This window comes from Streptomyces sp. NPDC051452, assembly GCF_044454765.1.
Taxonomy (GTDB): Bacteria; Actinomycetota; Actinomycetes; order Streptomycetales; family Streptomycetaceae; genus Streptomyces.
In genome coordinates, this window is sequence record NZ_JBITEB010000008.1 from 38011 (window position 1) to 61240 (window position 23230).

General features: G+C 73.7%; 22 protein-coding genes. 11 read left to right on the top strand and 11 right to left on the bottom strand.

Going from position 1 to position 23230, the window contains the following annotated elements; genetic code table 11:
* Nucleotides 1-40: 40 nt before the first annotated feature.
* The 3 genes from ACIBA9_RS19945 to ACIBA9_RS19955 all read right to left on the bottom strand — a co-directional run bounded on the left by ACIBA9_RS19945 (nt 41) and on the right by ACIBA9_RS19955 (nt 3377).
* The gene (locus ACIBA9_RS19945) at nt 41-931 is read right to left on the bottom strand and encodes a hypothetical protein (RefSeq protein ID WP_362161619.1); all 891 of its coding nucleotides are present in this window, start codon (nt 929-931) and stop codon (nt 41-43) included.
* Between the two features lie 85 nt (nt 932-1016).
* Nucleotides 1017-2546, bottom strand: coding sequence for a hypothetical protein (locus ACIBA9_RS19950; RefSeq protein WP_399364680.1), 1530 nt, complete (start codon nt 2544-2546; stop codon nt 1017-1019).
* A 129-nt stretch (nt 2547-2675) separates the two neighbouring features.
* The gene (locus ACIBA9_RS19955; RefSeq protein WP_393900069.1) at nt 2676-3377 is read right to left on the bottom strand and encodes a GntR family transcriptional regulator; all 702 of its coding nucleotides are present in this window, start codon (nt 3375-3377) and stop codon (nt 2676-2678) included.
* A gap of 126 nt (nt 3378-3503) precedes the next feature.
* Between ACIBA9_RS19955 and ACIBA9_RS19960 the strand changes: the two genes are divergently transcribed.
* The 5 genes from ACIBA9_RS19960 to ACIBA9_RS19980 all read left to right on the top strand — a co-directional run bounded on the left by ACIBA9_RS19960 (nt 3504) and on the right by ACIBA9_RS19980 (nt 8403).
* Nucleotides 3504-4823: an MFS transporter gene (locus ACIBA9_RS19960; RefSeq protein ID WP_393900070.1), complete on the top strand. Its 1320-nt coding sequence runs from the start codon at nt 3504-3506 to the stop codon at nt 4821-4823.
* Nucleotides 4824-5113: 290 nt separating this feature from the next.
* Nucleotides 5114-5953 carry a putative hydro-lyase gene (locus ACIBA9_RS19965; RefSeq protein WP_399365055.1) on the top strand — a complete coding sequence of 280 codons (840 nt, stop codon included), beginning with the start codon at nt 5114-5116 and terminating at the stop codon, nt 5951-5953.
* Between the two features lie 76 nt (nt 5954-6029).
* Nucleotides 6030-6923, top strand: coding sequence for a LamB/YcsF family protein (locus ACIBA9_RS19970; RefSeq protein ID WP_399364682.1), 894 nt, complete (start codon nt 6030-6032; stop codon nt 6921-6923).
* A complete protein-coding gene (locus ACIBA9_RS19975; RefSeq protein WP_399364684.1) occupies nt 6920-7537 on the top strand; it encodes an allophanate hydrolase subunit 1 in 618 nt (205 codons plus the stop codon). The genes ACIBA9_RS19970 and ACIBA9_RS19975 overlap by 4 nt, the downstream gene beginning before the upstream one ends.
* Nucleotides 7534-8403: a biotin-dependent carboxyltransferase family protein gene (locus ACIBA9_RS19980; RefSeq protein ID WP_399364686.1), complete on the top strand. Its 870-nt coding sequence runs from the start codon at nt 7534-7536 to the stop codon at nt 8401-8403. Before ACIBA9_RS19975 ends, ACIBA9_RS19980 begins: the two co-directional genes overlap by 4 nt.
* Here the strand turns inward: ACIBA9_RS19980 and ACIBA9_RS19985 are convergent.
* The 5 genes from ACIBA9_RS19985 to ACIBA9_RS20005 all read right to left on the bottom strand — a co-directional run bounded on the left by ACIBA9_RS19985 (nt 8304) and on the right by ACIBA9_RS20005 (nt 14236).
* Entirely contained in the window at nt 8304-9170 is an 867-nt protein-coding gene (locus ACIBA9_RS19985) for an SGNH/GDSL hydrolase family protein (RefSeq protein WP_399365058.1), read from the bottom strand. The two genes, ACIBA9_RS19980 and ACIBA9_RS19985, sit on opposite strands and share 100 nt — an antisense overlap.
* A gap of 404 nt (nt 9171-9574) precedes the next feature.
* Entirely contained in the window at nt 9575-10750 is a 1176-nt protein-coding gene (locus tag ACIBA9_RS19990; protein WP_399364688.1) for a glycosyltransferase, read from the bottom strand.
* Entirely contained in the window at nt 10747-11874 is a 1128-nt protein-coding gene (locus tag ACIBA9_RS19995) for a glycosyltransferase family 4 protein (RefSeq protein ID WP_399364690.1), read from the bottom strand. Before ACIBA9_RS19995 ends, ACIBA9_RS19990 begins: the two co-directional genes overlap by 4 nt.
* A 251-nt stretch (nt 11875-12125) precedes the next feature.
* Nucleotides 12126-13544, bottom strand: coding sequence for a HEAT repeat domain-containing protein (locus tag ACIBA9_RS20000; protein WP_399364692.1), 1419 nt, complete (start codon nt 13542-13544; stop codon nt 12126-12128).
* A 299-nt stretch (nt 13545-13843) separates the two neighbouring features.
* On the bottom strand, nt 13844-14236 hold the full coding sequence (locus tag ACIBA9_RS20005; protein WP_362161597.1) for an ankyrin repeat domain-containing protein: 393 nt from the start codon (nt 14234-14236) through the stop codon (nt 13844-13846).
* Between the two features lie 309 nt (nt 14237-14545).
* On the opposite strand from ACIBA9_RS20005, the gene ACIBA9_RS20010 reads away from it, so the two are divergent.
* Together ACIBA9_RS20010 and ACIBA9_RS20015 are read left to right on the top strand one after the other, a co-directional pair.
* The gene (locus ACIBA9_RS20010) at nt 14546-14740 is read left to right on the top strand and encodes a hypothetical protein (RefSeq protein WP_161287045.1); all 195 of its coding nucleotides are present in this window, start codon (nt 14546-14548) and stop codon (nt 14738-14740) included.
* A gap of 38 nt (nt 14741-14778) precedes the next feature.
* Nucleotides 14779-16419 (top strand): hypothetical protein, encoded by a 1641-nt coding sequence (locus tag ACIBA9_RS20015; RefSeq protein WP_399364695.1) that lies wholly within the window; start codon nt 14779-14781, stop codon nt 16417-16419.
* Nucleotides 16420-16550: 131 nt separating this feature from the next.
* On the opposite strand, the gene ACIBA9_RS20020 is transcribed toward ACIBA9_RS20015, so the two are convergent.
* Complete coding sequence (locus ACIBA9_RS20020) at nt 16551-18059, bottom strand: PLP-dependent aminotransferase family protein (protein ID WP_399364698.1); 1509 nt, start codon at nt 18057-18059, stop codon at nt 16551-16553.
* A 102-nt stretch (nt 18060-18161) separates the two neighbouring features.
* Between ACIBA9_RS20020 and ACIBA9_RS20025 the strand changes: the two genes are divergently transcribed.
* The 4 genes from ACIBA9_RS20025 to ACIBA9_RS20040 all read left to right on the top strand — a co-directional run bounded on the left by ACIBA9_RS20025 (nt 18162) and on the right by ACIBA9_RS20040 (nt 21650).
* Entirely contained in the window at nt 18162-18815 is a 654-nt protein-coding gene (locus ACIBA9_RS20025) for a YitT family protein (protein WP_399364700.1), read from the top strand.
* Complete coding sequence (locus ACIBA9_RS20030; protein WP_399364702.1) at nt 18812-19588, top strand: glycerophosphodiester phosphodiesterase; 777 nt, start codon at nt 18812-18814, stop codon at nt 19586-19588. Before ACIBA9_RS20025 ends, ACIBA9_RS20030 begins: the two co-directional genes overlap by 4 nt.
* 56 nt (nt 19589-19644) lie before the next feature.
* Nucleotides 19645-20997 carry an MFS transporter gene (locus ACIBA9_RS20035; protein ID WP_399364704.1) on the top strand — a complete coding sequence of 451 codons (1353 nt, stop codon included), beginning with the start codon at nt 19645-19647 and terminating at the stop codon, nt 20995-20997.
* Nucleotides 20998-21275: 278 nt separating this feature from the next.
* Nucleotides 21276-21650, top strand: coding sequence for an RNA polymerase-binding protein RbpA (locus ACIBA9_RS20040; RefSeq protein WP_003977404.1), 375 nt, complete (start codon nt 21276-21278; stop codon nt 21648-21650).
* Nucleotides 21651-21793: 143 nt separating this feature from the next.
* Here ACIBA9_RS20040 and fxsA read toward each other — a convergent pair whose 3' ends face one another.
* Nucleotides 21794-22357, bottom strand: coding sequence for an FxsA family membrane protein (gene fxsA, locus ACIBA9_RS20045; RefSeq protein ID WP_399364706.1), 564 nt, complete (start codon nt 22355-22357; stop codon nt 21794-21796).
* 70 nt (nt 22358-22427) lie between these two features.
* Nucleotides 22428-23222, bottom strand: a complete 795-nt coding sequence (locus ACIBA9_RS20050) for a polyprenol monophosphomannose synthase (RefSeq protein WP_393900081.1) — start codon at nt 23220-23222, stop codon at nt 22428-22430.
* Between the last annotated feature and the right edge of the window lie 8 nt (nt 23223-23230).

The window sequence follows — 23230 nt, forward strand, 5'->3', positions numbered from 1 at the left end:
GGCGGACTCTCGTCAGTTTTCTGGCGGATCGGGGAGGTGGTCAGGAGTGCGACGGCGCGTGGAAGGGCAGCCCGGCGTCGGCCACCAGCTCCAGGTCGTCGGTGTCCTCGGCGGGCAGCAGGCTGGCGGTGCCGTCCGTGACCGGGACGACGCCCAGCTCCAGCAGTTCGGCCATGGCGGCGGCGCCGGCCATGTCGCGGACCTGGAGCTGGTAGCGGGCGGTGGTGCGGTAGGTGCCGCCGCTGTCGTCGCCGGTGCGCTGCAGGAAACCCGAGTCGGTGAGGAAGGCCAGGGCCTTGGCCACGATGCCGGTGGTGGAGGCGGCGGGGCGGCGGGCGTCCTTGGTGGCGCCGGTGGCGCTGCGGCGGGCCCAGATCCGCCAGGCGGCCTCCAGGCCGGGCGCGTCGGTCGCCGGGTCGGTGTTCTCGCCGAGTTCCTCGGCTCGCTCCTCCAGCCGGCGGCAGGCCTGCCGTACGAAGGCGTCGACGCCGTTGACCGTGACCCGGCCGAAGTAGGTGTCGTCGGCCAGGTCCTCGGGGCGCGGGAAGGCCAGTGCCGCGGCCGCGAGATGGGCCAGGCCGTGCAGGAACCGGTCGCCGGAGTCGGCGGCGGTGCGACGCGCGTAGTCCCCCATGCGGACCGCGAACACCGAGTCCTCGGCCGCGGTGACGGCCATCCCCGCGCGCGGGGACACCTCCAGCACGACGAGTCCGAGGCCTGCGGCGACGGCGTCCGCGAGCCGCGCGAACGCCGGGTCGTCGCGGTGGCGGCGCAGCAGTTCGGCGTACTCCTGGTCGCGGGCGGGCTGCAGTTTGGGCTGCAGCCCGAAGGCGACGAGCCGCGCCGCGTCGGCGGCGTCGGCGGGGGTGACGGCGGCGGATGCCGACGGGGCCTGGGCCTCCGTGTCACTCCACTCGACGTGCTCGCTCACGGCTGTGACTCCTTGTCGTTCTCCGACCGGCTGTCGTTCACTGATCGGCTGTCGTTCTCCGACCGGCTGTCGTTCGCTGATCGGCTCATGCTGCTTCCGTCCGGTCCGCCGCCATCCCGACGGCGTCCAGCAGGGCGGTTCCCACGATGAGATCGGCCCCGCCGAACTCGGGATCGTCCAGCTCGGTGCCGTCGTCCACCGCGAACAGCAGTTTCTCCTCGCCCTGTCGGTAGGCCGTGCCGACGGCGGGGCTGGCCGCGTGGACCGCCAGCAGCGCGACCAGGTAGGCCAGGTCCGGGTCTCCGGTCCGCCGCGCCTCCGCCAGCAGTCCGGACAGTCTTCTCGGCGCGTCGGCGGGCAGGTCCAGCAGTTCCATGGCGGCGGCCAGTTGCTCCTCGCTGAACCGGCTGTCGTCGGGCGTGGCGATCAGATCGGGTTCGGGCATCTCCGCGCCCAGGTGCTCCCGCTCGACCGGGGGCGTGAGCAGTATCTCCACGAGGTCGCCGACCCGCACCGACACCGGTGTGCGCAGCCCGGTGCCCTGGGCGAAGAACGCGTCCGTGACCCGGATGGCGTGCTCCACCGGCAAGGGCAGGACGGGGGCGACCAGATGGCCGTACAGGTCGATGCCGGACGTGGACGCGGGGGTGGCGAAGGCCTGCCGGTCCTGTTCGGCCCGGAAGAGCGGGCCGGCCTCCAGAAGACGCGACTGGAGCTGGGTGTGGCGCCGGATGCAGTCCTTGACGATGTCGACGAGTTCGGCGGCGCGGCGCTTGTGCTCGGGGTCCTCGGTCTCGTCGCGGGCCTTGCGGATGTTGGTGAGGATCGCGTTCTCGTGGCGGTAGCGCTCGGCCACGTGGTCGAGGGCCTCGGCGATCATGTCGGGCACGGCGCTGAGCCAGTCGACCGCGCGGACGTTGCGCCGGGTGGCGTCCAGGGCGCGGCGCAGGGTCTCGGAGTACTGCACCGTGCGGTAGCGGGCCTGCTCGGCGGCGAGCTGGGCGTCGGCGAGGCGGCCTCGGTTGATCAGCACCTCCAGCTTGACCTCGGCGGCGATCTGGGCGCTGGTGACGTCGGTGTCGAGGGCGCCGACCAGGACGTTGACCGCCTCGTCGGTGGTGCGCAGGTAGACGGTTCCGCCGGGGCCGGGGACCTCTTCGATCAGCTTGAAGTCGTAGTCCCGCCGGACGTAGGTGCCGTCCGGCGCGAAGGTGCCGTAGACCGCGCGGAAACCCCGGTCGACGCTGCCGACGTTGATCAGGTTCTCCAGGACCCAGCGGGCCACGCGCTCGTGCTCGGCGGCGGCCCGGCGCGGGGCCTGGGCGGCGATGCGCGGGACGAGCCGGGCGACGATCTGCTCGTGGTCGGCGCCGGTGTCGAAGTCCATGTTGAGCGTGACCAGGTCGATGGCGGACAGCGCCACCTCCGCCATCCCGTACACCGAGTACTCGCCGGCCAGATTGGCCTTGCGCGCGTCGAGGTCGTGCAGCGGCGCCGTGCAGGCGAGCGCGCGCAGCCGACGCGCCAGCCCCTCGTCGGCGGCCGGGCCCGGCGCCGGGCGCGGCCCCGCGCTGAGCTGGGGCGGAACGCTGTCCGTCGATGCAGGCGAAGTCACGGTGCACAGACTAGGTCCTCGGTCTGACATCGACCCAAACGAGAGGCTCCGCCGATTTGCCCGGCAGCCGCACGGGCCGGTCTCCGGGCACGGACCGGCCTTCCGTCACGGGCGGCCCTGCCCGTGCCGCTAGGGGGTGTTGTCCTCGCCGACCCTGCGGCGGTACACCTCCACCACCCGTTCCAGCGAGTCCGAGAGGTAGGTCCGCAGCAGTCGCTCGGCGGCCGTGCGGTCGCCCTCCTCCAGGGCCTTCAGGATCCGCCGGTTGCGGGCGAGGTACGGCTCGTGCAGCCGGCGCGGGTCGTCGACGACGTGGAAGGCGAGCCGTAGCTCGGCGAAGACGCTGCGCATCAGCTCGTCGGTGCGCTCGCTGCCCGCCAGGGCCACCAGTTCCCGATGGAAGTGGATGTTGGCTGTGCCCATCGCTTTCCAGTCATTCTCGACGGCCGCCGCGTCCCCCTTTTCGACCGCCGCGGCCAGCCCCCGCAGTGGGTACGGCGGCTCGCCCAGACTTCGGACGACAGCGCACTCGACGAGGGAGCGGGTGCGGTATATGTCCTCGACGTCCTCGACCGTCAGCACCCGGACGAACACGCCCCGGTTGAGTTCGTGGACCAGCAGGCGTTCGTGTGTGAGCAGCCGGAACGCCTCGCGCAGTGTGTTCCGGGACACTCCCAGCGCCCCGCCGATGCTGTCCTCGGACAGCCGGGTGCCGGGCGGGAAGTACCCGTCGGCGATGCGGCTTCGCAGGATGTCCGAAACACGCTCCGCCGTGCTCGTGCGCCCCAGGAGGGCACGGTCGTCGGCCAGTCCCGCCGGCTGCTCTGTCATGCCCGGAATTCAATCGCAGACACCGGGACGAGACAACGTGGGTATTGAAGGATCGTTGAACGATCCCCTACGGTGCTCCGCACGGCTCACTTCCCAGCACTCTCCGTCCCCTTCTGCGAGGTGCCCATGAGCACGACCCCACCGTCACGGTCCGCGCCCTCCGCCGTACGACCCGTGCGAGGTGAACACGCCACGGAGGACGGCGCGTTCGGCTGGCTGCGCGCCCTCGGCCCGCGCGGACGACGCGCCTTCGCCGGAGCCTTCGGCGGATATGCGCTGGATTCCTACGACTACTTCACGCTGCCGTTGAGCATGGTGGCGCTCTCGGCGTACTTCGGTCTGGACAGTGCCCAGACAGGGCTGTTCACCACCGTCACGCTGGTGGTCTCCGCCGTGGGCGGGGCCGTCGCGGGGGTGTTCGCGGACCGCGTGGGCCGGGTCCGGGCACTGATGATCACGGTGCTCACGTACGCGGTCTTCACGGTGGCCTGCGGCTTCGCGCCCACCTACGAGACGCTGCTGGTCTTCCGCGCGCTGCAGGGGCTCGGCTTCGGCGGCGAATGGGCGGTCGGCGCGATCCTGGTGGCCGAGTACGCCGGCGCCCGACACCGCGGACGGACGCTCGGCGCGGTACAGAGCTCCTGGGCGGTCGGCTGGGCGCTGGCGGCGATCAGCTACACGCTGGTCTTCTCCTTCGTCGGCGACGACCTGGCCTGGCGGGTGATGTTCTGGACCGGCGCGCTGCCCGCGCTGTTCGTGCTGTGGATGCGCCGCCGGGTGCACGACGCCCCGACGGCGACGACGGCCCGCGAACAGGACCCGCGGCGGGGCTCGTTCACGGCGATCTTCCGTCCCGCGCGGGACGGCGCCCCCGGCCTGCTGCGCACCACGCTCTTCGCGAGCCTGCTGTCCACGGGCGTGCAGGGCGGTTACTACACCCTCGCCACCTGGGTGCCGACGTACCTGAAGTCCGAGCGCGGCCTGTCCGTGGTCGGGACCGGCGGCTACCTGACCTTCCTGATCTCGGGCGCGTTCCTCGGCTACCTCACCGGCGGCCATCTCACCGACCGGCTCGGCCGGCGGAACAACATCTGGCTGTTCGCCCTGCTGTCGGCCGGGTGCGTCCTGGCGTACGCGAACATCCCGCACGGCGCCGACACCCTGCTGCTGGTGCTCGGATTCCCGCTCGGCTTCTGCATGTCGGCGATCTTCAGTGGCTTCGGCTCTTATCTGAGCGAGCTGTACCCGACGGCGGTGCGTGGCACCGGACAGGGCTTCACCTACAACACCGGCCGCGCGGTCGGCGCGGTCTTCCCGACCCTGGTCGGCTTCCTCGCGGACAGCTGGGGGGTGGGCGGCGCGCTGGTGTTCGGGGCGCTCGGCTACGGCCTCGCGGCACTGGCCCTGTTCGGGCTGCCGGAGACCCGCGGAAAGGAACTGACGTGACTCGGGAGGGGATCGGCGTGACGCGGTCGGAAGCGGGAGCGGCGCGGGAAGGTGCCCAGGTGACCCGGTCGGAAGCGGAGGCAGCCCAGGAAGGTGCCCAGGTGGCGAGGGAAGGTGCCCAGGTGGCCAGGGAAGGTGCCCAGGTGGCCAGGGAAGGTGCCCAGGTGGCCAGGGAAGGTGCCCAGGTGGCCAGGGAAGGTGCCCAGGTGACCCGGTCAGGAGCCGGTGTGACGCGGGAAGGCGCCGGGGCGGCGCTGGGGGGAGCCGCGGCGGCGCCGGGGGATTCCGGGGTGGCGGTGCCCGGCCCGGTCGACGACCGCCCGGTCGTCGTGGTCGACGAGCACGCGCACGCGTGGAGCCCGGCCGCCGCGCGGGCCCGGTTCCGGGCGGGCCTGGCCGGTCCCACGGCCGGTGTCTCGGCGGGCCATACGCAGGCCAACCTGATCGCGGTTCCCGCCGACTGGGCCTACGAGATGCTGCTGTTCTGCCAGCGCAACCCCAAGCCCTGCCCGGTGCTCGACGTCACCGACGCCGGCGCCTGGACGACCGTGCTCGCCGACGGCGCCGACCTGCGCACCGACCTGCCGCGCTACCGGGTGTGGCAGGACGGGAAGCTGGTCGAGGAACCCACGGACGTGCGCGCGCACTGGCGCCCGGACCTGGTGTCGTTCCTCCTGGGATGCAGCTTCACGTTCGAGTGGGCGCTGGCCCGCGCGGGGGTGCCGATCCGGCATGTGGAGCAGGGCCGCAACGTGCCGATGTACGTGACCGGCCGGGAGTGCCGGGCGGCGGGCAGGCTACGCGGACCGATGGTGGTGTCCATGCGTCCGGTGCCGCCCGAGGCGCTGCCCGCCGCGATCCGCGAGAGCAGCATGATGCCGGCCGTGCACGGCGGCCCCGTCCACTGCGGGGATCCCTCGGCGCTCGGCATCGAGGACCTCGACCGGCCCGACTTCGGCGACCCGGTCTCCCTCGCCGAAGGGGACATTCCGGTGTTCTGGGCCTGCGGAGTGACCCCGCAGGCCGCGGTGGCGGCGTCCGGGCCGCCGTTCGCCATCACCCACGCACCGGGCCGGATGTTCCTGACCGACGCCCGAGACGAGCAGTACCGGCTGTCCGGGATCGACTGAGACCGCTGATCGGCCGCCCGCGCGCACGCGGGCGGCCGCGAGAAAGCCGTAAGAGAACCGGAGGCACGAGACCACGATGGCCACGGATGTCACGCCCACGAAGGACACGACCACCAACGTCACGACCGCGAGCGGCGCGCCCGCGCGTGAGGCGACCGGACACGAGGCGACCGCCCGCGCCGTGACCCCGATCGGTGTGCGCGGCACCGACGCGGGCCCGGTCGACCTGAACGCCGATCTCGGCGAGGGCTTCGGCCGCTGGCGGCTGACCGACGACGAGGAACTGCTGTCGGTCGTCACCAGCGCCAACGTGGCCTGCGGGTTCCACGCCGGGGACGCGGCCACGATGCGCCGGGTGTGCGAACTGGCCGTCGAGCGCGGGGTGACGATCGGCGCGCAGGTGTCCTACCGGGATCTCGCCGGGTTCGGGCGGCGCGCGATGGACGTACCTCCCGCCGAGCTGGCCGCCGAGGTGGCCTACCAGATCGGCGCCCTGGAGGTGTTCGCGCGGGCGGCCGGGGCGCGCGTGGCGTACGTCAAGCCGCACGGCGCCCTGTACAACCGGGTCGTACACGACGAGGAGCAGGCGAGCGCGGTGGTCGAGGGCGTGCTCCTCGCGGACGCCGAGCTTACGGTGCTCGGCCTGCCCGGCTCGCGGCTGCTGGAGCTGGCCGCCGGGGCGGGGCTGCCGGCCGTCACCGAGGCGTTCGCGGACCGCGCGTACACCGACGAGGGCACGCTGGTGCCCCGCGGCCGGGACGGCGCCGTGGTGAGCGACCCGGAGGCCGTGGTGCAGCGTTCGGTGAGCCTCGCGCGCTCCGGCTCGGTCATCGCGCACTCGGGCGCGCGTATCGCCGTGCGCGCCCGTTCGCTGTGTCTGCACGGCGACACGCCCGGCGCGGTGGACCTGGGCCGGCGGGTGCGCGAGCGACTGGTCGCGGCCGGTGTGCGGGTGGAGGCGTTCGCGTGAGAGCACTTCCCGTCGGCGACGACGCGCTGCTCGTCGAGGTGTCCTCGGGTGAAGAGGCGCAAGCCCTGCACGCGGAGCTGTCGAGACGCCGGGCGGCGGGCACGCTGACCGTCCGCGAGATCGTCCCGGCGGCACGGACCGTCCTGCTCGACGGCCTGGAGGACCCGGCCCGCTGGATGTCCGAACTGACCTCCCCGACGGCGCCGCCGCCGCCCGCACGCGCGCGCGAGCTGGTCGAACTGCCCGTGCGCTACGACGGCCCGGACCTCGCGGAGGTCGCCGCGTACTGGCGGGTGCCCGCGCGCGAGGTCGCCCGTATCCACGCGGACACCGAGTTCACCGTGGCCTTCTGCGGGTTCGCCCCCGGTTTCGGCTATCTGACCGGGCTGCCGGCCCGCTACGACGTCCCGCGCCGGGCCACCCCGCGCACGGCGGTCCCGGCCGGCTCGGTGGCCCTGGCCGGCCCGTACACGGGCGTGTACCCGCGTGCCTCGCCGGGCGGCTGGCAGCTGATCGGCACGACCGACGCGGTGTTGTGGGACCACACGCGCGTACCCGCCGCCCTGCTGTCCCCGGGGGCCCGGGTGCGGTTCGTGCCGGTGGAGGCCCCGTGAGTGATCGCGCCCTCGTCGTGGTGCGCTCCGGAGCGCTGACCACCGTGCAGGACCGGGGACGGCCCGGGTACGCGCACCTCGGCGTGCCCCGCTCCGGGGCACTGGACCCGCCCGCCGCGGCGCTCGCCAACCGGCTCGTCGGCAACGGGCCGGACTCGGCCGTCCTGGAGACGACCCTCGACGGCTGTGCGCTGCGGCCCCGTTCCACGGTGACCGTGGCGGTCACCGGCGCGCCCTGTCCGGTCAGGGTGAGCGGCCGGCCGGCCGCATGGGGCGCCCCGGTCGTCGTCCCGGCGGGCGAGTTGCTGGAGGTGGGCACGACCACGGCCGGCGTGCGCGCCTATCTGGGAGTCGGCGGGGGTGTCGCCGTGGAGCCGGTGCTCGGCAGCCGGGCCACGGATCTGCTGTCCGGTCTGGGCCCGCCGCCGCTCACCGACGGCACGCTGCTGCCGCTCGGGGCGCCGGCCGGAGCGCCCGCGCGCGTGGACGGCGTACCGCAGCCGTGTCCGCCGGCCGAGCTGGTGCTCCGGGTGGCGCCCGGGCCGCGCGCCGACTGGTTCACGGCCGGGGCGGTGCGGGACCTCACCACGCGCGTGTACCGGGTCTCCTCGGCCGGCAACCGCATCGGTCTGCGTACCGAGGGGCCCGCGCTGGAGCGGGCACGGCCCGGTGAACTCCCCAGCGAGGGCATGGTCCTCGGCGCGGTCCAGGTGCCCCCGGACGGGCGCCCGGTGGTCTTCCTGGCGGACCATCCGACGACCGGGGGCTATCCGGTGATCGCGGTGGTCCGCGCCGCCGACCTCCCGGCGGCCGCGCAGGCCGTGCCGGGAACCCCCGTCCGGTTTGTTCCGGTGCGGCGGCGCTGATCCTCGGGGGCGGGCGCGGGCAGGGCCGCGAGGGCCGCCGAGACCGTCGCCGCGGCTCGCAGGTCGAGGCGGGCGCCGGTGCCCCGGGCATGATGGCGCAGTTCGTCGGCGGCGAGGCGCAGCAGTTGCGGCAGCAGGTCCCCGCACCGCCGGGCCACCCAGCCGGTGCCGGCGGTGGCGAGCCACCACAGGCCGGCCGTCCGGGTCGGAGCGGGGAACTCCGGTTCGGGCGAGGGTGGTTGCCCCGTCGCGTGTCCCGCCTCGGCGAGCAGGGCGTGGAAGCGGACGGCGAACTGCCGGTGCCCGCGCTCACCGGGGTGCAGCCGGTCGACGCTCCACAGAGTGCGGTCGTCGACCCAGTCACCGTCCGCCGCGTGCAGGTGGACGGCGCCGTACCGGTCGGACAGCGCGTGCACGACGGCGTTGACCGCGTGCTGCCGCCGGGCAAGCGGGCGGGCCAGCGCACCGGGCAGCCCCAGCATCGCGCCGGGGTCGGGCAGACAGGCGGTGAGCAGGGTGGCGCCCTGCCCGGTGAGGGCGGCGTAGACCCGGTCCAGTTCGGCGGCCACGGCGTGGATGTCGAAGGTGTGGCGCAGGGTGTCGTTGACGCCGACGACCACGGAAGCCAGGTCGGGGTGGAGCGCGAGGGCGGCCGGGGTCTGCCGCTCCCACACGTCCCTCGTCTGCGCCCCGCTGACCGCGAGGTTGGTGAACTCCACCCCCACGGCCCCTCGGCCCCGCCCCACCGTCACGACCCCTGCCGGCACGGTCCCTACCGTCACGGCCCAACCCGATGCGGCCTCCGACAGGGCGACTTCGGCCGACCCGGACGCAGCCACCCCAGCCTCCGCGAGCGCGGCTTCCGCCACCCCCGCCTCCGCCGAGGCGCCTCCACCTGCCCCGGCCTCCCCTACGGTCCCTGCCGGCACGGCCCAGCCCGATGCGGCCTCCGACAGGGCGACTTCGGCCGACCCCGACGCAGCCACCCCAGCCTCCGCGAGCGCGGCTCCCGCCACCCCCGCCTCCGCCGAGGCGCCTTCACCTGCCCGGGCCTCCCCCGACGCGACGAGCGAGGCCGCCAGCAGTGCGGCCCAGCCTCGTCGGCCGGTTCCGGTGGGGTCGCCCACGCCCTCGGTCAGCGAATCGCCGAGGGCGACGAAGCGGACGGGTCTCATGCCACCCCCTCCGGGACGGTGCGCGCGAGGCCCGCGCGGCGCGGCACCTGTGCGTCGTGGGCCGCGAGGAACGCCTCCACGGCCGCTCCCCAGCCGAAGCACTCCGCACGCGCGCGTGCCGCGTCCCGGCGTTCGGGCTCGCCGCGCTCCAGGAGCATGTCCACGGCGTCCGCGAACGCCTGCGCGTGGTCGGCCGCGGCGGCCCCGGCGGACCCGATGAGCTCGGGCAGCGCGGACGACGCGCTGGCCACCACCGGCGTGCCGCAGGCCATGGCCTCCAGGGCGGCGAGCCCGAAGGTCTCCGCGGGCCCGGGCGCGAGGCAGACGTCGGCGGACGCCTGCAGCGCACCCAGGGCGGCCCGGTCGCGGACGTGCCCGAGGAAGGTCACCGGGAGTCCGCGCTCCCGGGCGCGCCGCTCGAGACGACCGCGCAGCGGTCCGTCGCCGGCCACCACGAGCACCGCCCGCCTTCCCCGCCGCCGCAGCGCCTCCAGCGCGTCCAGCGCCGTGCCGGGGCGCTTCTCCACCGACAGCCGGGAGCACATCACGAGTAGCACCTCGTCCCCGCGCGCGTACCGTGCGCGCAAGCCGGGGTCGCGCAGTGCGGGGTGGCGTGCGGTGAGGTCGACACCCAGGGGGGCGCGTACGACGTTGCGCGCGCCGATGCGCACGAACTCGCGCTCGGCGAACTCGGTGGTGCACACCACCCGGGCGTAGACGTGCGCGGTGCGGGTGTTGAGGGCGTCGGCGGCCCGCCGGGAGAGGTTTTCGGGCAGGCCCCAGGTGCGCAGCACGCCGTCGGCGGTCTCGTGGGAGACCATCACGGCGGGCACGCGCGCGCGGCGGGCCCAGCGGCCGGTCCAGCGCAGGGTCGTACGGTCGGAGACCTCCAGCCGGTCCGGGGCCAGCTCTTCGAGGAGGGCGGCCAGGCGCCGCTTGTCGGTGAGGACGCGGTAGCCGCCGGTGCCGGGCAGCAGTGGTCCGGGCAGGGTGATGACGCGGCCCTGTTCGGTGTCGCGGTCGGTGTGCCGTGCGCCGGGCACGACGAGCACCGGTTCGTGGCCCGCCACCCGGAAGCCCCGGCCGAGTTCGCGCAGGGCGGTGCGCAGTCCGCCGGAGGCGGGTGCGACGAAGTTGGCGAGCCGCACGATGCGCAGGGGCCGGCCGTTCATGCCGCCACCGCCGTCCTGCGAGCCGCGAGCACGTCGTCGTAGTGGGCGATGAGCCGGTCGCCGACGGCGGCCCAGGTGCGGCCCTCCACCAGGGTGCGGGCGGCGGCCCCGTAGACGGCGCGTCGCGCGGGATCGGCGGCCAGGTCGCCGACGGCCCGCTGTAGGGCGTCGGCGTCACGGGGTGGGACGAGCAGGCCGGTGCGGCGGTGGGCGACCAGGTCGAGGGGGCCGCCGACGGCCGGTGCGACGACCGGGACGCCGCTGGCCATGGCCTCCTGGACGGTCTGGCAGAAGGTCTCGAAGGGGCCGGTGTGCGCGAACAGGTCAAGCGAGGCGAAGATCCGGGCGAGGTCGTCGCCGGTGCGGCGGCCGAGGAAGACCGCGCCGGGCAGCGCCTCGGTCAGGTGCGGCAGGCTGGGCCCCTCACCGACGATCACGAGCCGCACGCCCGCCAGGCCGGCGACTCCGGCGAGGAGTTCCACGTGCTTCTCGGGGGCGAGCCGGCCGACGTAGCCGACGATCGCCTCGCCGTTCGGGGCGAGTTCGCGGCGCAGGGTGTCGTCCCGGCGCTCTGGCCGAAAACGTACGGTGTCCACGCCGCGCCGCCACAGCCGCACGCGCGGTACTCCGTGGGCTTCGAGGTCGCCGAGGGCGGCACTGGAGGGGGCCAGGGTGAGGTCGGCGGCGGCGTGCACGGAACGGATCCGACGCCAGGCGGCCGTCTCTCCGGCGCCCATGTAGGTGCGGGCGTAGCCGGCCAGGTCGGTCTGGTAGACGGCGACGGCGGGGACCCCGAGGCGGGCGGCGGCCGCCATGCCGCGGACGCCGAGAACGAAGGGACTGGCCAGGTGGACGACGTCGGCGCGGTGGTCGAGGAGCGCCTGGGCGAGGCGTCGGCTGGGGAGGGCGACGCGCACCTGGGGGTAGCCGGGGAGGGGGAGGGAGGGGACGCGGACGACCGGGCAGGGGGCGTCGTTGTCCGGTGCGCTGCCGGGTGCGGGGGCAGGCGCGACGACGAGCGGGAGGTGACCGCGATCTACGAGGTGCCGGGCGGTCTGGAGCGCGCAGTGGGCCACGCCGTTCACATCGGGGGGAAAGGATTCGGTCACGATGACGACACGCATATGGGTGTTGTCGCCGTGCCGCACGTGGTCGCGTCAACTTCGATCTTTCCGCGCGGGGAACGTCCCATGAGCGTTGGGCTGCGCACCCGAGCGGGCCAGACGGCCGTCATGGCCGCCTGACCCGCGGGTCATCCCGTGTTCACACGGCGGGCGGTGGTCCGCAGGGGCCGGGCACGTGGCACGCGCGGGTCGGCCGGTGCCGGAGTAGGCGCGGGCCCGGAGTCACCCCGTTATCGGGCGTATACCCGGGGTCAGCCGGCGGCGATGTCCGGCCCGAAGCGGCTGCGTACCGCCGTCTGCACCTCGTCCTCCTCGGCCGGGTCGGCGGCCAGGCGGCGGAGGCGTTCCACGACGCGGGTGTCACCGGTCTCGGCGTGCCGGGCGGCGATCTCGCGGGTGGTCTCCTCACAGTCCCACAGGCATTCGACGGCGAACCCGGCGGCGAAGGAGGGGTCGGTGGCGGCCAGGGCGCGGGCGGCGCGGCCGCGGAGATGGGAGGAGGCCGTCTCGCGGTAGACGTGGCGCAGCACGGGGGCCGCGCAGACGATGCCGAGGCGTCCGGCGCCGTCGACGAGGGTCCACAGGGTGGGCGCGTCGGGGCCCTCGCCTCGTACGGCCTCGCGGAGGGCGCCGAGCACGAGGTCGCTGTCCTGGGCGCCGCCGCGGCAGGCGAGCATGCGTCCGGCGGCGGCGCCGAGCGCGTCGGGGCGCTGGGCCCAGCGGCGGGCGCGCTCGACGGCGGCGATGCCGCGCATCCGTTCGAAGGCGTCGAGGGCCGCCTCCACGACGGGCGCCGTGCCGTCCGCGACGGCGGCCTCGATCAGGGCGAGGGCATCCGGGTCGGCACTGTCGGCGAGGTAGCGCAGTGCGGTGCAGCGGGCGCCGTCGTCGCCCTCGCGGGCGGCCCGGAGGATCTCGGGGCGGTCCTCGGGACCGGCCACGGCGACCAGGCAGCGGGCGGCCGGGACGTGCAGGGCGGCGCCGCGGTCCAGGCCCTGCTGGGCCCATTCGAAGACGGCGCGCACGCTCCAGCCGGGGCGTGGCCCGGTCGGCCGCATCTGCCGCTGCCAGCGGTCGAAGCAGCCGGTCTCCTGGGCGGCGCGCACCCGCGTGGCGACCGATGCGCGGGGATCCTCGGCCCACAGCCGCCAGGGCCGTGGTTCGAAGGCGTCGCGTACGGCGGCGGCCAGCTCGGCCTCGCCCTCCGGATCGGCCGGGAAGCGGGCCAGGACGGGGGCGGCGAGGGCGCGCAGGCCCGCGTCATCGTCCCGGAGCGCCAGTTCGTCCAGGGCCCAGGCCCAGTTGCAGCCGTGGGCGGCGTAGCGGCGCAGCAGGTCGAGCGCGTCGCGCCGGCCGTAGGAGGCGAGGTGCCCGAGGACGGCCAGGGCGAGGCCGGTGCGGGACTCGTCGGTGTCGAGGACGTCCTCGGCGTCGAAGAGGTGCGCCTCGACGGCGTCCAGGCCACCGCCCAGATCGAGGTAGAGCCGGGCGTAGTAGAGGGAGCGGTTCTCCACCTGCCAGTCGTGGCGGGGATCGCGCAGCACACAGTGGTTCAGGGCCGCGAGCGCCTCGGCCCGCGGGGCGGTGAGCGCGTGCAGCGTGCCGTCGCCACGGCCGCGCTGGAGCAGCCCGAGCAGCGTACCGCTGGGCGCTATGACCGGATCGAACATGGGAAACAGCCTCACATCAAGCGTCGACGCAACCGGGGAACACGCACTACCTGGCCGCGTGACACAACGTCGGAGCGCCCGCCGTCTCTTGCTTGCTGTAGACCATCTCTCTCTGCCTCTCGTCGGTGGCCCATGCGGACCGCTTCACGGCCCGCGCGGTGCGGCAACACCTGCCCAGCCATCGCGTCCGTGAATCACGTCGTCATGATGACCCGCGGTGTGTCCTGCCGCGACCTATTTCCGGCGGCCTGGTACCGCCTCCCCCGTTTTCCGTGTCGTACCTTGTCAGGATGTTCGGGTCAGCTGACGCCGAACAGTTCCAGCAGCTCCGCCTTGCCGAACATGCGGGCCGTGTCGACGGCCGACGGCGTCCCGGCGGACGGGTCGGCCCCGCCCTCCAGGAGGGCCTTGATCACGTCCGTCTCGCCCTTGAACACGGCTCCCGCGAGGGGGGTCTGGCCGCGGTCGTTGATCCGGTTGGCCTCCGCGCCGCGGGCGAGCAGCGCGCGCACCGCGTCGGCGTGGCCGTGGTAGGCGGCGAGCATCACCAGGGAGTCGCCCCGGTCGTTGGTGAGGTTGGCCGGCACGCCGGCGTCGACGTACGCGACGAGCGCCTCGGTCCCGCCCTGGCGGGCCAGATCGAAGATCTTGGTCGCCAGCTCCACGACCTCGGGGTCGGGGGCTTCACTCATCGGCCGAACCGCCTCTCCTTGGAACTCCGGTGAACGTCAGGGAGCGTACGGCAGTGCGCGGAGCGCGGCCGTACGAGTGAATCGCCAGAGTACTGGCTGACGCGGCACATGACCCGATGTGCCCCAGGTAAAGATCAGCGACAGACCCCTCGAGAGGCTACAGACCTGGTCGAACAGGGCGGGACGGCTCCGCCGAGCGGGCGAAATCACCCGTATTTCACCCAGTTGCACCTTTAATCGTATGGATACATCCTGTGATCCTGGAAGTACTCATGGTGACTGTCCCCTCTCGAACACCAGGAGACCGAAATGATCCTCTCCCTGTCAGGCGTCCTGCTGCTCGGCGTCATCGTCTTCCTGTTCTTCCGGAAGGACGGCCTCAAGGGCTCGCACGCGTGCACCTCGGCGCTGTTCGGCTTCTATCTCGCCAGCACCGGTATCGCCCCCAGCATCAAGGCCGGCGGGGAGAGCCTGGCGAGCCTCCTCGGCGGCATCAAGTTCTGACCGCCCGTCCCGCCCGTACGCACCCTCAGGAGACAGCAGTGGCCCGGCGCCCTCTCCCCCGCATTCTGAGCAAAGACAGCGCCCAGATCGCCCGGATGCAGATCGCCCGGAGCCGGGAGCTGGCCCGGACGGCGGCCGACAGCGCCACCGATGTCCTGCACCCGCTGATCACCGTCTCGCGCGGGCTGCGCCGGCTGGCCTCGGCCGGGCGGCGCAGATGGGCGGACACGCCCAAGGACAAACGCGGGCCGCTGCTGTTCCTCATGGCCTCCGGGGTCCTGGTCGTGGCGCTGATGCCGTACGGGCCGCTGCTCGCCGTCGTCACCGTGATGGCGGCGGCGGCCTGGCAGGGCCGCGACCGTGCCCCGTCGGCGCCCGAGGGGCCCGACGAGTCCCAGACCGAACGGCTCCGGGCGCTGTACGAGGCCCTGGTTCCGCACTTCGCCGGCGCCGAGGACCCGGCTCCGCTGTACGCGCACGGCGGAGAGTGGCAGAAGGCCTTCACCGCGCACGAGTTCGACGACGGCGGACGGGTCGGCCACCTGGAGATCCGCTATCCCGCGTACTTCCCGGACGGCGAGCCCGCGTCCCGCGCGCGGATCGAGCAGTTGCTCGCCGCGAAGGCCGGGCGGGGCCGCGAGTACCACTTCGCGTGGGACGAGGAGGGCAACCAGCTCACCGTCAGGGTCCTCGCCCCGCTCCCCGGTGACATCGGCGCCCAGCGCTTCGTGAGCGCACCCGGCGAGACGGTCCTCGGCTTCACCGACCCGGGCGAGGTCCAGCGCACACTCCCGCTGGCCTACGGGGAGGAGCGGATCGACATCCCGCCGGTCGTGTGGCGCACCGGCGTCCGCTCGACCGAGCCGCACCTGCTGGTCATGGGCCACCCGGGCAGCGGCACCTCCACCCTGTTGCGCTCCATCGCCCTGCAGGCCCTGCGGTACGGCGACGTCCTGATCGTCGACGGCGGCGGCACCGGCGAGTACGCGTGCCTGAGCGGCCGGGACGGCGTGCTGGCCGTGGAGTGCGCCCTGCCCGGGGCGCTGGCCAGCCTGGAGTGGGCCGCGCAGGAGACCGAGCGGCGGCTCATCGCGATCAACCAGGCCCGGCAGGCGGGCGACCCGCCGCCGGAGGACACCCGGCGCCCGCTGTGGATCCTGGTGGACCACCCGAGCGTCTTCTCGCACCTCGCGCTGACGGACGGACGCCAGGATCCGCAGACGCTGCTCCAGGTTCCGCTGCGGCACGGCCGCGCGGCGAACGTCACCGTGGTCGTGGCCGAGCTGTTCGACAGCGCGGACGTGCTCGACGACGCGGTACGGCAGCACACGCGCGCGCGTGTGGTGCTCGGCCCCGCCGCGCAGCGGCAGGTGGAGGCGGTGCTCGGGGTGCCGCCACACACCACGCCTCCGGCCCAGGTGCCGCCGGGCCGGGGATACGCCCGGCTCGGGTCGGGCCCGGTGCACCGGCTCCAGGTGCCGTGCACACCGGATCCGTACGACGACGCGACCAGCGATGCCGACCGGCAGGCGGTGCTGGCCCTGCTGCCGCCCCGCAGCACCCCCGCGGACGCCCAGCCGGTGGAGACGCCCGAGCGCGCCGCGCAACCGGCGGACCTCACCAAAACGAGGATCGAGGCAACCCCCCTGGCAACAGAGGCCCTGGCAGCCGAGACCTGACCCCACCCGGGCGCCGCCCCCGACCACACCCCCCGGGGGCGCGGGGAACTGCGCGGCCGGCCCGCACCGGCCCGCACCAAGGACGCGCCCGGAGCCCTCGCCTCCCCGCTCCTGGAGGGCACCCGCACCCCCTACGCCACGAACGTGCGGGGAGCCTCCGTGCCGCCCGTCGCACCCTTCTCCACCAGCCGGGCCGCCGCGGCGAGCCGTGTCGCCGCCTCCTCCGCCACCGCTCCCCCGACGGTGAACGGAAGCCGGACATACCCCTCGAAGGCGCCGTCGACGCCGAAGCGCGGGCCGGAGGGGACACGGACGCCGACCCGCTCGCCCGCCTCCGCGAGACGGGAGCCGGAGAGCCCGCCGGCGCGCACCCACAGGGTCAGCCCGCCGCGGGGCACCTCGAACTCCCAGTCGGGCAGCTGCCGGCGGACGGCGGCCACCAGGGCGTCCCGGTTCCCCCGGGCCTGGTGGCGGCGCACGGCGACGGCCTGCTGCCAGCCACCCGTACTGAAGAGCCAGTTGACGGCCAGTTGCTCCAGCACCGGCGTGCCCAGGTCGGCGTACGCGCGCGCCGCGACCAGACTGCGGATGACGTCCGGTGCCGCGCGCACCCAGCCGATCCGCATGCCCGCCCAGAACGCCTTGCTGGCCGAGCCGACCGTGACGACCGTGGAGCCGGCCGGGTCGAACCCGCACACCGGGCGCGGCAGGCCACTCTCCCCCAGGTCATCGTCGAGCCACAGCTCGGTCATCGTCTCGTCGGCCACGAGGACCGTGCCGGCCGAGCGGGCCGCGTCCACCAGCCGCCGCCGCTGGTCCTCGTCGGCGAGCGCGCCGGTGGGATTGTGGAAGTCGGCCACCACGTAGGCCAGGCGCGGCGCGGCCTCGCGCAGGACCTGGCGCCAGCGGTCCATGTCCCAGCCGGAGAGTCCCTCGGCCATCGCCACGGGCACCAGCCGGGCACCCGCCTCGCGCATCAGCTGAAGGATGTTGGCGTACGAGGGGGACTCCACGGCGATGCGCTCGCCGCGCCCCGCGAAGAGGTGGCAGATCGCGTCGATGGCGCCCATCGCGCCGGTCGTCACCATGATCTGCTCGGGCATCGTGGGGATCCCGCGCGCGGTGTAGCGCTCGGCGATCATCGCGCGCAGGGCGGGCAGGCCGGCCGGGTAGTCGCCGTGCGTGTGGGCGTACGGCGGCAGTTCCTCCAGCGCGCCCTGCACGGCACGGGTGAGCCACGGCTCGGGCGCCGGGAGCGAGGCGCAGCCGAGGTCGATCACCGACCCCAGGGCCTCGGGGGGCAGGGGTTCCAGGCCGCGGGCGGGCAGCGGGTTTCCGGCCGGTACGGCGGTCCAGCTGCCCGCTCCGCGCCGTGACTCCAGGAAACCCTCGCCACGCAGCGCCTCGTAGGCGGCCGCGACGGTGGTGCGGCTCACCGAGAGGGCCAGGGCGAGTTCCCGCTCGGCGGGCAGACGGGCGGCCACCGGGACGCGGCCTTCGAGCACCAGCAGCCGGACGCCGTCGGCCAGCGCGCGGTAGGCGGGCGGACGGCGGGTGCCGGGGCCGGCGGGCCGGTCCTGCTGGGAGGTGAGCAGCCGGGCGAGCTGCGCGGCTCCCACCGCCGAGGTCCACTGCGCCATGAAGATCAGTCCACCTTCCCCGGATTGGCCATGGATGGCATCGCATCCCAAGCCACAGAGTGACATGCGTCAGGCCACAGCCACCACCCCGGGGGGTATGTCATGTCCGATAGAGCCGGTCTCGGGCGTCGGTTGATCCAGCTGTACGCCGGGCTCTCGCTGTACGGCGTCAGTTCCGCGCTGCTCGTGGCGGCGGGTCTCGGACTGGAACCCTGGGGCGTGCTGCACCAGGGCATCGCGCGGCGCACCGGGCTGACCATCGGCGTCGTGTCGATCATCGTGGGCGCGCTGGTGCTGCTGCTGTGGATCCCGTTGCGTCAGCGCCCCGGGCTCGGCACCGTCTCCAACGTCTTCGTCATCGGCCTCGCCATGGACGGCACGCTCACGCTCGTCCCGGACGCGCGTTCCCTCGCCGTCCGGATCCCGCTCCTGCTCGCCGGGATCCTGCTGAACGGCGCGGCGACCGGTCTGTACATCGCCGCGCGGTTCGGTCCGGGCCCGCGCGACGGACTGATGACGGGGCTGCACCGGCGCACCGGCCGCTCGATCCGGCTGACGCGGACGGTGGTCGAGGTGGCGGTGGTGGTCACCGGGTTCGCGCTGGGCGGCACCATCGGGGTGGGCACCGTGCTGTACGCCGTGGCCATCGGACCGCTGGCCCAGCTGTTCCTGAGGGTGTTCGCCGTCCCGCGGGCATCGGCCGGCAGCACGGTCGTCGCCGGCCCGACACCGGAACGGGCGATACTGCCAGGGTGACCCTCACGACACCGCGCCCGCGCCACCCCTACCTGGACCACCCGGGCCCGATCGCCTTCGCCCACCGGGGCGGGGCCGCCGACGGCCTGGAGAACACCGTGGCCCAGTTCCGGCGCGCGGTCGAGCTGGGCTATCGGTACATCGAGACCGATGTGCACGTGACGACGGACGGCCGGCTCGTCGCCTTCCACGACGCGACCCTGGACCGGGTCACCGACGGCGCGGGCCGGATCGCCGAGCTGTCGTGGGAGGACGTACGGCACGCGCGCGTGGGCGGCAGGGAACCCGTGCCGTTGTTCGAGGAGTTGTTGGAGACCTTTCCCGGCGTGCGCTGGAACGTCGACGTCAAGACGGAGCCCGCCCTGCGCCCGCTGCTGGAGCTGATCGAGCGCGCGAACGCCTGGGACCGGGTCTGCGTGGGCTCCTTCTCGGAGGCCCGGGTGCTGCGGGCGCAGCGGCTGGCGGGGCCGCGCCTGGCCACTTCCTTCGGCACCTGGGGAGTGCTCAGCCTGCGGCTGCGTTCGTGGGGGCTGCCGGCCGCGGTGCGCCGGTCGGCCGTCGCGGCTCAGGTGCCCGAGGCCCAGTCGGGCGTCCCGGTGGTCGACCAGCGCTTCGTACGGGTCGCCCACGCGCGCGGGCTGCAGGTGCACGTGTGGACCGTCAACGAGGCACGGCGGATGCACCGGCTTCTGGACCTGGGAGTCGATGGCATCATGACCGATCACATCGACACATTGCGCAAGGTCATGGAGGACCGGGGCGTCTGGGTCTGACCGGCCGGGCGGACCGCGCCTTCGCACGACACTTCGGCGGGGAAGCGAGGGCACGGGTGGGCACCGACACCGTGCGCACACAGGCGACGGACGAGAGCGCGGACCTCGGACGCCAACAGCGCGGCTGGTACTTCTACGACTGGGCGTGCTCGGTCTACTCCACCAGCGTGCTGACGGTGTTCCTCGGCCCGTATCTCACCGCGGTCGCGGAGCGCGCCGCCGACGCCGACGGCTATGTGCATCCCCTGGGCGTCCCGGTCCGGGCGGGCTCGTTCTTCGCCTACTCGGTGTCGCTGTCGGTGGTCCTGGCCGTCGTCGTGATGCCCCTGGTGGGCGGCGTGGCCGACCGGACGGGCCGCAGAAAGCCGCTGCTCGCGGCGGCGGCGTACACCGGGGCGGCCGCGACCACCGGCATGTTCTTCCTCGACGGCGACCGCTATCTGCTCGGCGGAGTGCTGCTCGTCGTGGCCAACGCGGCGCAGTCCGTCGGGATGATGCTCTACAACTCCTACCTCCCGCAGATCGCCCCGCCCGAGCAGCGCGACGCGGTCTCCTCCCGGGGCTGGGCCTTCGGCTACGCGGCCGGCGCCCTGGTGCTCGTGGCCGACCTGGCGCTGTACACGGCACACGACTCCTTCGGCCTGTCCGAGACGGCCGCGGTCCGGGTCTGTCTGGCCTCGGCGGGTCTGTGGTGGGGTGCCTTCACGCTCGTGCCGCTGCGCCAGCTGCGGGACCGGCAGGTAGGCGTGGGCGTCGAGCGGGCCATGGCTCCGGGGCCGCGCCGGCTGGCGGCGACGGTCCGGGACATGCGCCGGCACCCCCTCACGTTGGCGTTCCTGCTGGCGTACCTCGTCTACAACGACGGCATCCAGACGGTGATCTCCCAGGCGTCGGTCTACGGCTCGCAGGAGCTGGGGCTCGGGCAGTCGACGCTGATCGGAGCCGTGCTGATGGTGCAGGTGCTCGCCGTGGCCGGGGCGCTTGCGATGGGTCGGCTGGCCCGCGCGTACGGGGCCAAGCGGACGATTCTCGGCTCGCTGGTCGCCTGGACGGTGACACTCGCGGCCGGTTGGTTCCTGCCCGCCGGGGCACCCGTGTGGTTCTACGTGCTGGCCTGCGGGATCGGCCTGGTCCTGGGCGGCAGCCAGGCGCTGTCCCGGTCGCTGTTCTCCCATCTGGTGCCGCCGGGGAAGGAGGCCGAGTATTTCGCCGCGTACGAGATGAGCGACCGCGGGATGAGCTGGCTCGGCCCGCTGCTGTTCGGGGTGACGTACCAGCTGACCGGCAGCTATCGGTCCGCGATCGTCTCGCTGGTGGTCTTCTTCGTGATCGGGTTCGCCCTGCTCGCCCGGGTGCCCGTCCGGCGGGCGATCGGAGAGGCGGGCAACGCGATTCCGGAAAAGATCTAGCGCCGATTTAGCGTTCAACACGAAAGGGCGGTAGTGTACGCGTTTGGTCTGCCAGGCGTACCGTTACTGCGCGTCAAAGATGCCGAAACGCTGGGTGACATCTGCTAGCAGATGTGACAAACCGGGCGCCTGTGGGTAGAACAAGGGGCGGCTACGACGGCGACGCATGACCCGGAACGAGACCCGGAACGGGAATCTTTACCGCCGACCGGACGTTGACCGGATGACGACGACAGCGACACCTGTCCTGTGGGCGACAAGCCCGGGAGGCACGATTCATGAGTGAGCGAGCTCTTCGCGGTACACGCCTCGTAGTGACCAGCTACGAGACGGACCGCGGTATCGACCTGGCCCCGCGCCAGGCCGTGGAGTACGCATGCGAGAAGGGGCATCGTTTCGAGATGCCCTTCTCGGTCGAGGCGGAGATCCCGCCGGAGTGGGAGTGCAAGGTCTGCGGGGCTCAGGCACTCCTCGTCGACGGCGACGGCCCTGAGGAGAAGAAGGCCAAGCCCGCGCGTACCCATTGGGACATGCTGATGGAGCGACGCACCCGCGAGGAGCTCGAAGAGGTCCTCGAGGAGCGTCTGGCGGTTCTGCGCTCGGGAGCGATGAACATCGCGGTTCATCCCCGGGACAGCCGCAAGTCCGCGTAACACCGGATACGCACGAAAACCGCGGGCGCCGTACGTGAGTCTCACGTACGGCGCCCGCGGCTTTCGCGTGCCCGCCGGACGCGCTCGGCCCGGTGGCACACCGGACATGTCGGTATGCCGGGCATGTCAGCGCATACGGGGTGTCAGTGCGTCAGCGGGGGTCGCTGTCCGCCCGGCTCGGGGCGGCGGTCCTCCCGGATGACCTCTCCCTGCACCACCTTGCCGTCGGGGCGGTGGATGCGGGCCTGCTGGAAGGCGCCGCCCAGGCTGCCCGGGACGGCCGCGCGGAGCCTCTTCTCCAGCGCGCTCTCGGTGGAGCGGCTCGCCGCCCGCTGGACCGGCGGCAGCAGCAGGAGCAGTCCGGCCACGTCGGAGAGCAGGCCGGGGATGATCAGCAGCAGGCCGCCGAGCATCGTCAGGCCGTTACCGTTGCCGTTGCCGCCGCGCTCGGGCGAGCCGCCCCGCCGCAACGCCTCGTTCAGGTTCCTGAAGGCCCGCCGTCCCGCCCGCTTGATGACCACGGAGCCGGCCACGACGCCCGCCACGAGCAGCAGGAACACGGTGGCGCCCCCCGCCGCGCCCGCGACCAGGGTCAGCAGCCAGATCTCCAGCACCAGCCACAGGGCGACGCCCAGGGGCAGATACCTGCGCAGCCGGGAGCGCCGGGGCCGGTCGGTGTGCGGGGAGCTCGGAGCGCCAGTCGTCATGCTCCCAGTGTGCCTGGCAGCGGCTCAGCGCGGGATAAGGGGGTGATCGGCGGGCGGGGTCAAGGCGGCCCTAGGCCTGCTTGTCCTTACCGGTGATCTTGTCCACGCGGTCGCCCACGCCCCAGGCGGTGACCCGCCACAGCGCCTCGACGACGATGTTCTTGCTCATCTTGGAGTCGCCGAGTTCCCGCTCGACGAACGTGATGGGCACCTCCACCACGTGGTAGCCGGCCTTCACCGCGCGGCGGGCGAGGTCGACCTGGAAGCAGTAGCCCTGCGAGGAGACCTCACCGAGTCCCAGGCCCTCCAGGGTCTCGCGACGGAAGGCGCGGTAGCCGCCGGTGATGTCGCGCAGCGGCAGGTCCAGGGCGAGGCGGGAGTAGAGGCTGCCGCCGCGGGAGATGAACTCGCGGGACTTGGGCCAGTTCACCACCCGGCCGCCGGGCACCCAGCGCGACCCGAGCACCAGGTCGGCGCCCTTAAGCGCGGTGAGCAGCCGGGGCAGTTCCTCGGGCTGGTGGGAGCCGTCGGCGTCCATCTCGATCAGCACGCCGTAGTCGTGCTCCAGACCCCAGCGGAAGCCCGCGAGGTAGGCGGCGCCGAGGCCCTCCTTGCCCTTGCGGTGCAACACCTGGACGTTCTCGTCCCCGGCGGCCAGTTCGTCGGCGAGCTTGCCGGTGCCGTCGGGGCTGTTGTCGTCCGCGATGAGCACGTGGGCCTCGGGGACGGCTTCGCGTACCCGGCCGACGATGCTCTTGATGTTCTCCGCCTCGTTGTAGGTCGGGATGATCACCAAGGCCGTGCCGAGCGGACCGAACTGCCTTCCCTGGGCCTTGGCCGCGCGGGTCCCGTCGCCGTCGTTCACTGCTGCCC